This is a genomic window from Pseudomonas sp. HP_01 (genome assembly GCF_055284355.1).
On the sequence record NZ_JBTOPV010000015.1, the window covers coordinates 22215 to 34935 of the forward strand.

The 12721-nt window shown below is 53.7% G+C and carries 14 protein-coding genes, 4 pseudogenes and 1 riboswitch; of the genes and pseudogenes, 14 read left to right on the forward strand and 4 right to left on the reverse strand.

Going from position 1 to position 12721, the window contains the following annotated elements:
- Positions 1–130 precede the first annotated feature (130 nt).
- Positions 131–892, forward strand: a pseudogene (locus tag ACYAR8_RS11015) (MCP four helix bundle domain-containing protein); the annotation flags it as partial.
- A 69-nt stretch (positions 893–961) separates the two neighbouring features.
- Positions 962–1750, forward strand: a complete 789-nt coding sequence (locus ACYAR8_RS11020) for a methyl-accepting chemotaxis protein (RefSeq protein ID WP_407075192.1) — start codon at positions 962–964, stop codon at positions 1748–1750.
- 125 nt (positions 1751–1875) lie between these two features.
- Here ACYAR8_RS11020 and ACYAR8_RS11025 read toward each other — a convergent pair.
- Positions 1876–2211: pseudogene (locus ACYAR8_RS11025) on the reverse strand (DUF1264 domain-containing protein); the annotation flags it as partial.
- A 222-nt stretch (positions 2212–2433) separates the two neighbouring features.
- Here ACYAR8_RS11025 and ACYAR8_RS11030 point away from each other — a divergent pair.
- Complete coding sequence (locus ACYAR8_RS11030) at positions 2434–2658, forward strand: DUF6555 family protein (protein WP_003425025.1); 225 nt, start codon at positions 2434–2436, stop codon at positions 2656–2658.
- A gap of 87 nt (positions 2659–2745) precedes the next feature.
- Here the strand turns inward: ACYAR8_RS11030 and ACYAR8_RS11035 are convergent.
- A pseudogene (locus ACYAR8_RS11035) lies at positions 2746–2954 on the reverse strand (hybrid sensor histidine kinase/response regulator); the annotation flags it as partial.
- A 137-nt stretch (positions 2955–3091) separates the two neighbouring features.
- The gene (locus ACYAR8_RS11040) at positions 3092–3526 is read right to left on the reverse strand and encodes a MerR family transcriptional regulator (protein WP_003425026.1); all 435 of its coding nucleotides are present in this window, start codon (positions 3524–3526) and stop codon (positions 3092–3094) included.
- A 91-nt stretch (positions 3527–3617) separates the two neighbouring features.
- Between ACYAR8_RS11040 and ACYAR8_RS11045 the strand changes: the two are divergent.
- The 10 genes and pseudogenes from ACYAR8_RS11045 to ACYAR8_RS11090 form a co-directional block, all read left to right on the forward strand.
- Positions 3618–4256, forward strand: a pseudogene (locus tag ACYAR8_RS11045) (arsenic resistance protein); the annotation flags it as partial.
- 115 nt (positions 4257–4371) lie between these two features.
- Entirely contained in the window at positions 4372–4695 is a 324-nt protein-coding gene (locus ACYAR8_RS11050; RefSeq protein ID WP_003425054.1) for a DUF190 domain-containing protein, read from the forward strand.
- Between the two features lie 95 nt (positions 4696–4790).
- Positions 4791–4863: riboswitch (Fluoride riboswitch) on the forward strand.
- Between the two features lie 80 nt (positions 4864–4943).
- Positions 4944–6290, forward strand: a complete 1347-nt coding sequence (locus ACYAR8_RS11055) for a voltage-gated chloride channel family protein (RefSeq protein WP_011267047.1) — start codon at positions 4944–4946, stop codon at positions 6288–6290.
- A complete protein-coding gene (locus ACYAR8_RS11060) occupies positions 6287–6652 on the forward strand; it encodes a hypothetical protein (protein WP_003317538.1) in 366 nt (121 codons plus the stop codon). Before ACYAR8_RS11055 ends, ACYAR8_RS11060 begins: the two co-directional genes overlap by 4 nt.
- An 80-nt stretch (positions 6653–6732) precedes the next feature.
- Positions 6733–7056 (forward strand): DUF190 domain-containing protein, encoded by a 324-nt coding sequence (locus ACYAR8_RS11065; protein ID WP_003425060.1) that lies wholly within the window; start codon positions 6733–6735, stop codon positions 7054–7056.
- Between the two features lie 42 nt (positions 7057–7098).
- A complete protein-coding gene (locus ACYAR8_RS11070) occupies positions 7099–7365 on the forward strand; it encodes a hypothetical protein (protein ID WP_003317536.1) in 267 nt (88 codons plus the stop codon).
- A 94-nt stretch (positions 7366–7459) separates the two neighbouring features.
- Positions 7460–7801, forward strand: coding sequence for a hypothetical protein (locus ACYAR8_RS11075; RefSeq protein ID WP_003317535.1), 342 nt, complete (start codon positions 7460–7462; stop codon positions 7799–7801).
- A 73-nt stretch (positions 7802–7874) separates the two neighbouring features.
- Positions 7875–9158, forward strand: coding sequence for a phosphopyruvate hydratase (eno, locus tag ACYAR8_RS11080; protein WP_463579891.1), 1284 nt, complete (start codon positions 7875–7877; stop codon positions 9156–9158).
- 115 nt (positions 9159–9273) lie between these two features.
- A complete protein-coding gene (gene ppa / locus ACYAR8_RS11085) occupies positions 9274–9819 on the forward strand; it encodes an inorganic diphosphatase (protein WP_003317533.1) in 546 nt (181 codons plus the stop codon).
- A complete protein-coding gene (locus ACYAR8_RS11090; protein ID WP_003317532.1) occupies positions 9819–10421 on the forward strand; it encodes a uracil-DNA glycosylase in 603 nt (200 codons plus the stop codon). The genes ppa and ACYAR8_RS11090 overlap by 1 nt, the downstream gene beginning before the upstream one ends.
- Before the next feature lie 8 nt (positions 10422–10429).
- Here ACYAR8_RS11090 and ACYAR8_RS11095 read toward each other — a convergent pair whose 3' ends face one another.
- Positions 10430–11599, reverse strand: a complete 1170-nt coding sequence (locus ACYAR8_RS11095) for a TDT family transporter (protein WP_010428856.1) — start codon at positions 11597–11599, stop codon at positions 10430–10432.
- A gap of 117 nt (positions 11600–11716) precedes the next feature.
- On the opposite strand from ACYAR8_RS11095, the gene ACYAR8_RS11100 reads away from it, so the two are divergent.
- Positions 11717–12613, forward strand: coding sequence for a LysR family transcriptional regulator (locus ACYAR8_RS11100; RefSeq protein ID WP_003317531.1), 897 nt, complete (start codon positions 11717–11719; stop codon positions 12611–12613).
- The last annotated feature ends 108 nt before the right edge of the window (positions 12614–12721 follow it).

A 12721-nucleotide genomic window follows, 5' to 3' on the forward strand; every position in this document is an offset into this window, starting at 1 on the left:
ACCGACAATGGTACGCATGCGCCGCCGGGGGACGTGGTGTCAACGAGCTGACGAACAGCCATAATCCTTCACGATTTCTAGCCGATAGCTTCAAGACCAGGCCTCTGGCCATCTTGCAGTGGGAAGTCCTATGCGGCTCAGAAATATAAACCTCGCTCCACGCGCCACCTTGTTTTTTTCGGCCATCATTTTGCTGGTCGTGGTCTTGGGCGTCATCGCCATACTGCAGATGGGCAAGCTTCGCGATACGGAAAAGGATGTCGAACTGAATTGGCTACCCAGTATTCGGCAAACCGCGATGATGAACTCCACCGTCCTTCGCGTCCGGTTGGAGACCCAGCGGGCCGTTGCCGATCCTCAAACCGTTCAGCAGACCATCGTCAAATTTCCTGCCTACCGGAAAGCCATGAAGGATGCGGTCTATAACTATGAGACCCTCATTGCGAGTGACCAGGAGCGACAGTTGTTCTTGGCCGTGAAAAAGTCCTACGACGATTACGCAAGCCAACTGGATCTGCTGGAACCTTTGTTGAAGGCAGGCGACACCGCTTCGATTGTCAAACTCGTCGCTACCGGTATACGTCCCCTCACGAACCAAATGGAAACTCAGGTCGAGGAATTAACACAATTCAATAACAAAGGCGCTGCGCTTGCCGGTGTTCAAGCGACGCAAGTTTATGATTCAGGTCTTTACATCGTCATCGGCCTGATTATCTTCGTCGCGCTCCTGACTCTTTGTTTGGCAACTCTTCTAACCAAAACGATTACGTCGCCCATCGGGAGCGCCCTTAGCGTCGCCGAACGCATTGCCTCAAGCGATCTGACGAAGGAGGTTGAGGTAAGCGGTACCGACGAGGCAGGCAGGCTTTTGAGCGCGTTGGCCACGATGCAGCAGAACCTTCGAAGCACGATCATGCAGATCGCTGACTCCTCATCCCAACTGGCTGCCGCCTCGGAAGAAATGACCGCGGTGACTGAGCAATCCAGCCTTGGCCTGGTGTCGCAGAATGATGAAGTAAATCAGGCTGCAACTGCTGTCACCGAGATGAGCGCTGCAGTGGACGAGGTAGCACGCAATGCCGAATCAGCTTCCGAAGAGTCCAGGAAAGGTCAGGGCTATACGGAGGTTGGTTTGGAGCGTGTATCGCAGACGCTTAAGTCCATCGAAAAGCTGTCGAGCAACGTGCGCGACACCAGCGAGCAGATCACTGGCTTGTCCAATCGTGCACAGAACATTTCCAAAGTGGTTGAGGTGATCAGAGCCATTGCTGAGCAGACCAATCTGCTTGCGCTCAATGCCGCGATCGAGGCCGCTAGGGCGGGTGAACAAGGCCGAGGCTTCGCAGTCGTTGCTGACGAAGTTCGAGCCCTCGCTCACCGCACGCAAGTGTCTACGCAAGAAATTGAGCAGATGATTCAGGCCATTCAGAACGATTCTGACCAGGCCGTGAAGGCGATGGCCACCAGCAGAGAACTGGCTGCAGAATCCCTAAGCGTCGCAGGCGATGCCAGCAGTTCGCTTGACCAGATCGCGACAGCTATTACGGGCATCAACGAGCGTAACATTCTCATCGCCACCGCTTCGGAAGAACAGGCGCACGTCGCCCGGGAAGTCGATCGCAATCTGGTTAGCATTCGCGAGCTGGCCTCCCAAAGTTCTGCAGGTGCAAGCCAGACTGCAAGCGCTTGCAACGAGATGTCGAAGCTTGCGGTTAGTCTGAATCAGCTGGTCAATCGTTTCAAGGTTTAAGGTATTCACGTACGTCAGCGGACTCGTCCGATGTCCTTGGATATCGGACCTAGACTGTCGACTGTGCCTTGGCGATATACCGTCCTCCCTGAGCGTGAGCCTGCAGGGATTGCACAGTCTATTGGCTATTGGGTTGATCGGCTGTTTGTGTTTTGTGGGGTGGGTGACGTTGCGGGCCCGTGAAGATGTCCCGTAGGATCGTTGATCTGAATTGTCTTCCCATGCTGCCATCCATCCGCACCTGGATCTGCTTTGGGGATCTGAATATCGGCTCGTTGAGCTTTGATTACCGACTTGACGATTCCCAAGCGTTGGTTGCGTTGTTGCTGCATTGCGGGATCAGCCTGGCCGTCAGCTGTGAACCCCATCATCAGTTGTGGAACACCTAGGGGAAGTGTTTTGTCTTGATCGGTGTGCCAGGTGTGCCACGTCTTGCCATGGGTATGAGCCAGTCGCTCCACCCGGTCAGCAATCTGAGTGACTCCACAGCAATTGAGCTTCATGGCCTGAAGATTGGTTGATAACAGATCGGGGATTCGCCACTTGCCTTTAGGCCTCAGTGTGGACTAAACACTATGCCGCCATTGCCGGAGCTGGTGAGGTGATTCAAAGAGACGGAACTTAGGAACTTGGGGATTTTCCGAATAAGGGAACTTCGTCACATTCCGGGAAAGGAATTGCCCATGCCACACTCCGCTCATTATCGAATCGAGTACGTGCACAATGGTGCCGACAAGAGCTTTTACGTCAGCGCGGAAATCATGAGCAATGCTGAGGCCTGGCACTGGGCTGCAGTGGATTCGGGGGTAGCGCAGATCCCGAAATATCGCCGAGACAGGGTCCAGATCGTTAGCAAGCCACTCGCCAAGCGGCACGGTATTGTCCAGGTGCAGTGGTCGCACGCTTAGTAGTCAGCTCAGTCTCGCATGGTGTATCAATGCACCATTAGAGCAAGCTGGCGGGCTTTGACGGCTGCACTGAACAAGAACGAATAGTCATCTGACCCCGTTGGGCCCCTCCAGCACTTGCCTCACCTTCTTAGCCAGATCGATGGGCACGTAAGATTTGGATAACATCAAAATCCCCCCGCATCCGTAGGCTCTAGCGAGTTTTCGGAATAACCAGTTTTCAGCGACACCTTTGGAGTGGGGTAAAAGCGCTTGGCTTCCCGGGCCAGCGTCACGCCTTTCATTCCACCAGGAATTGATCAGGTCGTAAGCGTCTGCCGAACACATCTTGTACCAGCCCGTTTGGTGTAGACGGACGCTCGAAACACCCTGTCGAGGCTATCGCGCTATTCGGTTTCGATGGCAGCTTGCTCCCCCTATGCTCTTGACTCGTCTAGGAGCAGCAACCAGAGCGAACCCCAGCAGCAGGTTCAAAAAGTGACTCAACAATCGTGCAGTCTGGAGTGTTCGAACCTAAGCATGTTGACTCACACATACCTGCCATTGAGAGCAGCTCTACCCGGATTTGCTGAAGCTTTGCTACCTTCGACTCTACTTCCGCTAGGTGCTTCTTGACCACCGAAAGCGCGTCAGCGCACGGACGATCAGCATCTGCTGCGAGCGCGATGAGTTCTCGGATATCTTCGAGCGGGAAACCCAATTCACGATTCTGCCGGATGAAGACGAGTCTTGATCGATGCTTTTCAGTATAGATTCGATGACGCCCAGTCGACCGCAGGGCGGGAGGTAAAAGGCCTATTTTCTCGTAGTAGCGAATCGTTTCAATGTGGCAACCCGTTGATTTCGACAGCGCCCCGATTCCTGACATGCAAACTCCCCAAGCATTTTCTTGAACCTGTAGCAGCTACAGATATTAACCTGTCTTCAGAAAATAATTTCACGCGCTTGAAGGGCATTTTGTGGACAGAGAACAGCTAGAGACTAACCAGATTCCCATTTACTTCGTCGCGGTCATTGTCGCGGCCCTCGGAGGCCTGCTCGCCCCCAATGCGTCTGAAGCATTAGGGTCGACGGTGACACCCACCATCGCAGTGCTGATGTACGCCATGTTTCTACAGATCCCGTTCTTGGATCTCCGTAATGGCCTCGCAAATAAGCGTTTCATGGCGGCGCTGCTCACAGCCAACTTCGTGGCCATCCCCTTGCTGGTTTGGGCATTGACGATGGGGATAACCAATCACCCGGCGATTTTGGTGGGTGCCCTGTTGGTCTTGCTGACGCCTTGTATCGACTATGTGGTGGTTTTTACCCATATCGGTAAAGGCGACTCCAAACTCACTCTGGCGGCCACCCCATTGCTTCTTTTGATGCAGCTTGTACTGCTGCCGGTGTACCTGACCTTCATGCTGGGTAACGACTCAACAGTGGTCATTTCTATAGGCCCATTTGTTGAGGCCTTTGTGATGCTGATCGCTTTGCCTTTGGTCTTAGCGGTAGCAACAGCTGCCGGGGCAAAGAGATCACGCATCGTTGAAAGCTGGAACAACGCATGGGCCTGGATGCCTGTACCGGCTATGGCGGCTGTATTGGTCGTGATGGGTAGGCTGCCCTGGGCGCTAGGCTCAGTTTCACTACACGTCGTGGGCTCGCTGGTAATGACGGCTGCCGGGCTTCTGTCCTATCAAATAATCAACACGCGCTGAGGAGAGGAACATGAAAGCTTTTCTGGTGACCTTCTTTACTCAACAGAATCGTCGCTATCAGGGAAAGATGCTCGGCGACTGGGTCGTTGATTTGGCGAAAGAAATGGGACTGCGGGGTGCGACTCTGTCCACAGGTATCGAAGGCTTTGGGCATACCGGCCGGCTGCATTCCTCGCATTTTTTTGAACTAGCGGATCAGCCTACCGAAATTCGTATGGCCATTACCGAGGACGAATCTGAACAGTTATTCAAGCGATTGGAGCTTGAAGATATCTCGTTGTTTTACATAAAAACCCCAGTTGAGCTGGGCTTCGTCGGAACAGAGGTCACCTAGTTTGGCCCTCTTTCGTAAGCGGTGACTCGAAGACGCCTTCGCTTGCCTCGTACTCCGAAACACGATTTTACATTTTGGACAGACCTAGCTAAGATCGGCGCATTGGAGATGGCATTCCTCCATTAACAAACCGCTGCGCCCGTAGCAGCTGATGATGCCTACAGAAACCTGATCAAACCAGGTCTGTAGGCGTTCGCGCTTAGAATCCCTTCTTTGGTCAGGCCCACTTATTTTTTGTGGCTGGCCAAATGTCTAAATTTCGACGACCTGAACAACTCGACTTACTGCCCTATATAGCGAAATGGCTTGCGCTTGCTGGTCTTGTAGCTCTTTTGGCAGGCTCTGCTTCTGCGTTATTCCTGCTTTCTTTGGATCATGCCACCCAGTGGCGAGAAACCCATCCCTGGGTAATCTGGCTCCTGCCAGTGGCCGGCTTTGCTGTGGGACTTGCATATCACTTGATAGGCAAACCCGTTGATGCCGGAAACAACCTGATCATCGATGAGATCCATGATCCTAAGAAGATCGTGCCTTTGCGCATGGTGCCGATGGTGCTGATCGGAACCGTGGTTTCCCACCTTTTTGGTGCATCTGTGGGACGTGAGGGGACGGCGGTGCAAATGGGCGGTGCCCTTGCCGATCAACTGACGCATGTCTTCCGTCTGCGCCGCGAAGACCGTCGGGTGATTCTCATGGCCGGTATCAGTGCTGGCTTTGCGTCCGTCTTCGGCACCCCTCTTGCCGGGGCTTTATTCGGACTTGAAGTATTGGCCATTGGACGTATGCGTTACGACGCGCTTTTCCCTTGCGTGGTTGCGGCAATCGTTGCTGACCAGGTGGGGCAAGCCTGGGGCGTGGTTCACACGCATTACGTCATTGGCGAAGTGGTTCCGGTGCAGCTGTGGAGCGTCATGGCTGTGGTGGCAGCAGGGATTGTCTTTGGCCTTACCGGCCTGCTATTCGCGACTGCGACCCACAAGCTCGGAGCCTTCGTTAAGCGGCTTATCACCTATTCACCATTAAGACCCTTCGCCGGCGGCCTGCTGATCGCAGTCGCAGTGTGGGCGCTCGGTAGTAACCATTACATCGACGTTGATAAGTACATCGGGCTAGGCATTCCGAGCATCGTCCAATCCTTTCAAATGCCAATGGCCCCTTGGGACTGGCTTGGAAAGATGGTGTTCACCGTTGTCTCCCTGGGGACTGGATTCAAGGGCGGCGAAGTCACACCGCTGTTTTACATCGGTGCCACCTTGGGGAATGCGCTGGCTCCCCTCTTGCACCTTCCCTTCGGCATGCTGGCTGGTATCGGCTTTGTCGCCGTCTTTGCCGGTGCAGCTAATACGCCACTGGCAACCATCGTTATGGCCATGGAGCTCTTCGGGCCCGAAATTGCTCCGCTTGCAGCCATTGCCTGTATCGCAAGTTACCTCGTATCCGGACACACCGGGATCTATCACGCCCAGCGCGTCGGCCACAGCAAGCATCACCGTCCTCTTCCGGAGGAAATCCGGCTCTCTGATATCAAGCAATTTCATGCTCAAAGTGAATCCGCCAGCGAGCGGAAAGTGACTCTTGCGGGGGAAGAGAAATGATTGAACATCACCAAGATCGCCTGACAGCTTTGCAACTCTATTTTCCTGGCGCTAGCCGGGCTCGCGTGACCAGCTTCTGGCACCACCTAAGCGCACCTGCACTAGCCCAGCACCTCCTTAAAGTTGCTCAAAAAGCAAGAATTGAGCAGGTCATGCTCAAGACGATTTCTGCAGGTTATTTGCCAGGCCATCGCATCTCCCATCATCACCCGGAGCTTGGCGATATGCGTCATCCCCAGTGTCTGGAATTGCTAGATACAGAGGACAAGCTGCGCGCATACCTGCGCGACCACGCTGACGAGTTACGCAAGGTGCGAGCAGTTCTTCTCTTATGTGAGTTACCGCTCACTGACGCGTCGTAATTCAGTTTGAAAACAGCTCGGAAATGAAGAGGTAAGGCCGACCGAAGCGTCGGTCACTCGCGACATTAGAGGATGTAGCTATGAACGGCTTTCAACTGACGTTTTTCACCGAACAGAGTACCAACTACCAGCACCTTCCACTGGGAGAGTGGTTGGTCGAGTTCGCCAAGCGAGAGGGCGCGTTGGGTGCGACGTTGGTGAGCGGTACAGAGGGGCTAGATCATTTGGGGCATTTGCATACGGCGCATTTCCTCGGCGGTGCCGACCATCCCGTCACGGTGACTATATCCACTGATGAAATTGGGTGCGACAGGTTGCTGGAGGCATTGGCCAAGGAGTCGTTTTCACTGAGCTATATCAAATTGCCCATCGAATACGGTCGAGTGGGCCAGGCGAAAAACTAAAAAACGCACCTTGTTGGACAACCGATAAAAAGGATAAACGCCATGTACCGAGTTTATAACCTACGTCCACAGCCAGCCCCCGCTAACTGGGCTCATGACAACAGGCAGCTCCTCGTAGGACTGGTTTTTTGGTCGCTTTTTCTGGCGGGCATCGCAGACAATCAAAAGATTTCGAGCGAGGGGTGGTACGTCGTCACCCCGCTCGAAGGCGCATTAGTCACGATGCGTATGCCCAGTGAAAAGTCCTGCAAGGCCGACGTAGCCCAGACCTGCGTACCGGGCTACGAGCTGAGAGCACAGCAACATTGAGCGCGATGGCGGTTGGCAATCCAAAGATGAGATCGCGAAATGGAGCTCACCGACGTCGGCTCATCAAAATCATTTTAGAGAATTGGGAGACCACATGAGCGCAGTGACGCTGAGCATCGTATTCGGGCTTGTGATGGGCAGGTTTTTCACAGGATCCGTCTATGAGTTCGCCGCGCTTTTCATCGTAAGCGTTGGAGTGTCCTTGCTGACCTTTCATCTGCTAAATCAAAGGCGCGTCAGGCTACAAGCCCAGACGGCGTATTGCTGCTCTGTAATGGTTGCTTCAAACCAAATGATGGAGCTTTTCCAGATGGCAAAAAGAGGGCAGTTCATGCCCTTGGTGGGAGAGATTCCTGAACTAATTATTGGAGGCTTCTTGGTTCCCGCAATTGCGGTGTCGGCAGTGCAGCTGTTCAGGATACTCATGGAGAGCTGACGTCCGACATAGAGGCCTCTCAACGGATTCAAATGGTTAATGACGCTCCCGAATCGTTACTTGGAGAAGATCAATGAAAACGCAAATCCAGGCCATTCATGCACGTGAAATTCTCGATTCACGCGGTAACCCTACCGTTGAAGTCGACGTCACCTTGGAGTGCGGCGCCATGGGCCGGGCTTCAGTACCGTCCGGTGCCTCTACAGGCGCTCACGAAGCAGTTGAGTTGCGTGACAAAGATACACAGCGGTACTCCGGCAAGGGAGTGTTAAAGGCCGTTAGCAATGTGAATACCGAAATACTTGAGTCTCTGAGGGGCATGAATGCGATTGACCAGGAACAAATTGATCATTTGATGATTAAGCTGGATGGAACCTCTGATAAATCCAGGCTTGGAGGAAACGCGATCTTGGGCGTGAGCCTCGCCGTTGCCAGAGCGGCGGCTTCTGCGCTGAACTTGCCCTTGTTCCAATATCTGGGCGGCGAGCAAGCAGCAAGAATGCCCGTCCCGATGTTCAATATTCTCAATGGCGGTGTTCACGCCAACTGGCAAGGCCCTGACTTTCAGGAATTCATGATTGCACCTACAGGGGCTGGCAGTTTCAAGGAAGCCTTGCGATGGGGCTCCGAGGTGTACCACGAGCTGAAAGCGGTGCTTAAGGACGCCGGCTATTCAACAGCGGTCGGAGATGAGGGCGGCTTTGCGCCGGCACTCAAGAAAAACTCAGACGCCATTGAGCTGATCATCAAGGCAATCGAGAGGGCTGGTTACACCCCTGGATCTCAGATCGTGATCGCTATCGATCCAGCATCCAGCGGCTTCTATGAAAACGGCCTTTACCATCTGCGCTCTGAGGGTCGTAAGGTCGATGCTCAAGAGCTGATTAATCTCTATTCCTCCTGGGTCGACAAGTATCCGATTGCGGTACTGGAAGATGGACTCGCGGAAGACGATTGGTCAGGCTGGAAGCTATTGAATGCAGCTCTGGGTGACCGGATCGAGTTGGTTGGAGATGACCTATTTGTCACCAATGTCGAACGGATTCAGCGAGGCATCACAGAAAACGTCGCCAATGCCGTATTGATCAAACCTAATCAAATCGGAACGCTGACTGAGACCAAAGCCGCCATCGAAATGGCCTATGGGGCAAATTGGGGGGCGATGGTTTCTCATCGTAGCGGGGAGACGGTGGACAGCTCCATCGCTGATCTGACTGTCGCGATGGGGACTGGCCATCTCAAGACAGGAGCTCCATGCCGGGGGGAGCGGGTCGAGAAATACAATCAGTTTCTGCGAATAGAAGAGGATCTTGGCAGCCGTGCGTTTTATGCAGGACATGATGCATTCGTGCGCTGACGGCCTATCGCCGGTAAACCTGTTGGACTGGTTACCGTAAAAAAACGAACCACGTATAGCTGTTGGCAAAAACGTCAGTGGCATTGGCCTTTCCTAGACGCTTGGAGATATGAGCATGAGCTACACGGATATTCCAGCTGGTAACGCGATCCCCGATGACTTCTTCACCGTTATCGAGATTCCTGCAAACCACTCGCCGATCAAGTACGAGGTGGACAAGCCAAGTGGACAGATCTTCGTTGATCGCTTCCTCAGCACACCGATGTTCTACCCGGCTAACTACGGGTTCATTCCAAATACCTTGAGCGATGACGGCGATCCTTTGGACGTCCTCGTGATTTGCCCTTACCCGGTATCACCTGGCGTTGTCATCCGCAGTCGCCCAGTAGGTGTGATGTACATGACGGACGAAGCTGGTGCGGATGCCAAGGTAATCGCAGTGCCTCATGAAAAACTCAGCTCTATGTACAGCAATGTAAAGGAATGCTCTGACCTCCCTGCGTTACTCCTCGCACAGATTCAGCACTTCTTCGAAAACTACAAAGCGTTAGAGCCGGGTAAGTGGGTGAAAATGGGCCGCTGGGGGAGCGCAGACGAAGCGCGGGAAGATATTCGTAAATCGGTAGCGGCCTATAACCTGAAGAAGGAGGCTTCCAAGTAGTGTTACTCAATCAGAAAAGCGCAGAGCAGGAAATTTCTCTTAAGGTAAGAGAAGACTTTTTGCTGCTGCCGAAAACTGCTGAATTGACGCGCTGGGTAATGGCCCAGTCCACGGGCGAAAGAACATTACCGTATTTCGATCCACTGGATGGCGGCGTCTTCGCAAGGGTATTGATCTTGTTGGAATCGCCCGCTCGAACGGTCAGTCTTCCACGGTATGTCTCAAGAGACAATCCGGGGCCTGCACAACGCAACCTGAAAGGTTTCATTGAGCAGGTTGGACTGGCACGTCACAAAACCGTCCTTTGGAATTTGTACCCTTGGTTACCAGATCTCGATAAGCCCAAGGGTCCGCTCCGCAGAGCGCAAATTGAGGAAGGTATCGAGATGCTGATCACGCTACTGACGCTTTTCCCTGATCTCGTCACTATCGTGTTTGCCGGACGTGTTGCCCAGAAAGCCATACCGCGTGTTCGGCTCGCCTTCCCTAATTTTTCATTGCTGGAAATGCCACACCCAAGCCCCCTTTCCGTTTGCACTCACCCGAATGTTAGGCAGCGCATTTTGTCCACACTGCGTCACGCCAAACAGTCGATCAAGTAGCCAAAGGCTCAGGTTTTGCTCGCCTTGCTCAGCGAGTGGATACACGGCGAGACGAACAAGTTGCCGCGATAGGCACCAGCCAGGGTTTTAGCCGCGACGATCATCCACATGACAGTCAGCATCAACACCAGCACCACGCCAAAGAAGCTAAAGAACGTGAGGTGCAGCATAGAGCCCAATTTGAGGGTTGTTACGGCGTACACTCCCAGCGGAAAGGTGAAGCCCCACCAGCCGAGGTTGAAGGGAATGCCCTCCCTGAAGTAGCGCCCGGTAATTAGCAGCGCCAATACCATCCACCACAATCCCAGCCCCCAGAACAGCACACCACCGATCAAGCCAATGCCCTCGGCTACGCCGCCGATGCTTGCCATTCCATGGGCAGCAAAGATTGCTGGAGCATCGTTGCCCAGCAGCAACATCCCCAAAGCCCCGGTACCGATCGGCCCTAAAGACAGCCAGCTCGATGCTGCCATGCTTTCATGAGGTAGTTTGTGCAGAGCCATGCGCAGTAACAGGATCACCAGTATGCTCAAGGCGACGGGCACCGAGTAGGCCCACAGCACGTAGCTGGTGATGAGCATGGTGAACTGTGCGCTCGCATCAGCGAGGTGCGGAGCCAATAGACCGCCACTGGCGGCAGCCACCTCAGCCGCAACTACTGGCAGCAGCCATACCGCTGTCATCTGATCAATGCTGTGCTGCTGGCGAGTAAACATCATATACGGGATCAGCACCCCGCAGGCCAATGCCATGGTGACATCGATCCACCACAACACTTCGGCTAAAGCGACTACCCCACCCCCCCAGCGTGGCAAACCATAAAGGAGAAAACCGTTGATGATGGTCGCCAATCCCATGGGGATAGTTCCAAAAAACATCGATACAGTGGAGTGGCCGAAGATCTGTTTGGCCTCATCGAAGAACAATACCCAACGGCTCGCGTACATCAGCGTAAACAGGCAAAACAGCACGATATTAAAAAACCACAAGGCTTCCCCTAACGCTTTGGGCCACTGCGCAACAAAGGGCAGTTGGCCCAGAGCCAGCGCCAGAATCCCGGTGCCCATCGTGGCGGCGAACCAGTTGGGTGTGAACTGCCGGATCGCTTCTCGTGGATTGGACAAAGCCGCCAGTGGATGGCTGCCGCCCATTATAGCTGCGAGTCGTGTCTCACTCATTTTCGCGCTCCCGCTTCAGTGTGCCTTCGATATGACATGGTTGAAGTATAGCTTGATGGGAATAGCGGTAAAAACGGATAGTATAGGTTTATATGACCTATAAAGAAGGTAGATTACATGAAGCTAAGCCTACGCCAGCTACAAATTTTCTGCGCCGTCGCGCAGCACGGTAGCACCACCAGCGCCGCCATTTCGGTGTCACTGTCCCAATCTGCAACCAGCGCCGCACTGAACGAGTTGGAAAGCGCCTTGGATACCAGGCTGTTCGACCGTGTAGGCAAGCGTTTAGTGCTGAACGATAACGGCCATGCCTTACTGCCTCAAGCCAGAAGGATGCTTGAGAATGCACAACAGATAGAGGCCAGTTTCTTACCCGGCCATGCCGGGCTGAAGACACGCTTGCGGGTAGGATGCAGTACCACGATAGGCAATTATGTTCTGCCATTGATTCTCGGTGAGCTACGTCAATCAACACCACATTTGAGGGTCGATGTCGACATGGCCAACAGCATGGCTATCGCAAGAAGAGTCGCTGATTTCGAGATTGATATGGGCCTGATCGAGGGGCCTTGCCACCTGCCCGAACTCAGTGCCGAGCCTTGGCTAATTGATGAGTTGCTTATTGCCGCAGGCCAACGGCACCCCTTGGCACTAAAGCAGCAGGTCACACTTGATGATCTTCGTACCGCTGAATGGCTACTGCGCGAGCCAGGTTCTGGTACCCGTGAAGAAGTCGAACAATTGCTGCTGCGTCATTTGCACGATCTCGCCGAAACGCGCCAGATCGGCAGTTCAGAGGCCATCAAGCATACCCTCGCACAAGGCATCGGCATCAGTTGCCTGTCCCGCTGGGTCGTTCGGGATCTACTGGCCTCTGAAGTCTTGGTTGAACTGCCGCACGCGTTGCCTGCACTGACCCGACGTTTTTTTCTGATCCGTCACCGGGACAAATACATCTCGCCTGGGCTTGAGCGATTCTGGGAAAAATGCAGTCAATTCGTGAGCCAGGAGTAGCTAGACCTATTTATAAAACAGGTAAGAGCTACCAAAACAAGTTGTTTCCGGAATTTATCAACGACGCATAAAGTCAACTCATTGCCCTGCAGCGATGAACGAGTTGTA

What these genes read in the sequence shown, in the direction of transcription:
- ACYAR8_RS11095 (WP_010428856.1), bottom strand. Translation starts at nt 11,599, where the DNA reads ATGAGTGAGACACGACTCGCAGCTATAATGGGCGGCAGCCATCCACTG.
- ACYAR8_RS11050 (WP_003425054.1), top strand. Translation starts at nt 4,372, where the DNA reads ATGAAAGCTTTTCTGGTGACCTTCTTTACTCAACAGAATCGTCGCTAT.
- ACYAR8_RS11065 (WP_003425060.1), top strand. Translation starts at nt 6,733, where the DNA reads ATGAACGGCTTTCAACTGACGTTTTTCACCGAACAGAGTACCAACTAC.
- ppa (WP_003317533.1), top strand. Translation starts at nt 9,274, where the DNA reads ATGAGCTACACGGATATTCCAGCTGGTAACGCGATCCCCGATGACTTC.
- ACYAR8_RS11040 (WP_003425026.1), bottom strand. Translation starts at nt 3,526, where the DNA reads ATGTCAGGAATCGGGGCGCTGTCGAAATCAACGGGTTGCCACATTGAA.
- ACYAR8_RS11055 (WP_011267047.1), top strand. Translation starts at nt 4,944, where the DNA reads ATGTCTAAATTTCGACGACCTGAACAACTCGACTTACTGCCCTATATA.
- eno (WP_463579891.1), top strand. Translation starts at nt 7,875, where the DNA reads ATGAAAACGCAAATCCAGGCCATTCATGCACGTGAAATTCTCGATTCA.
- ACYAR8_RS11075 (WP_003317535.1), top strand. Translation starts at nt 7,460, where the DNA reads ATGAGCGCAGTGACGCTGAGCATCGTATTCGGGCTTGTGATGGGCAGG.
- ACYAR8_RS11060 (WP_003317538.1), top strand. Translation starts at nt 6,287, where the DNA reads ATGATTGAACATCACCAAGATCGCCTGACAGCTTTGCAACTCTATTTT.
- ACYAR8_RS11100 (WP_003317531.1), top strand. Translation starts at nt 11,717, where the DNA reads ATGAAGCTAAGCCTACGCCAGCTACAAATTTTCTGCGCCGTCGCGCAG.
- ACYAR8_RS11030 (WP_003425025.1), top strand. Translation starts at nt 2,434, where the DNA reads ATGCCACACTCCGCTCATTATCGAATCGAGTACGTGCACAATGGTGCC.
- ACYAR8_RS11070 (WP_003317536.1), top strand. Translation starts at nt 7,099, where the DNA reads ATGTACCGAGTTTATAACCTACGTCCACAGCCAGCCCCCGCTAACTGG.
- ACYAR8_RS11020 (WP_407075192.1), top strand. Translation starts at nt 962, where the DNA reads ATGACCGCGGTGACTGAGCAATCCAGCCTTGGCCTGGTGTCGCAGAAT.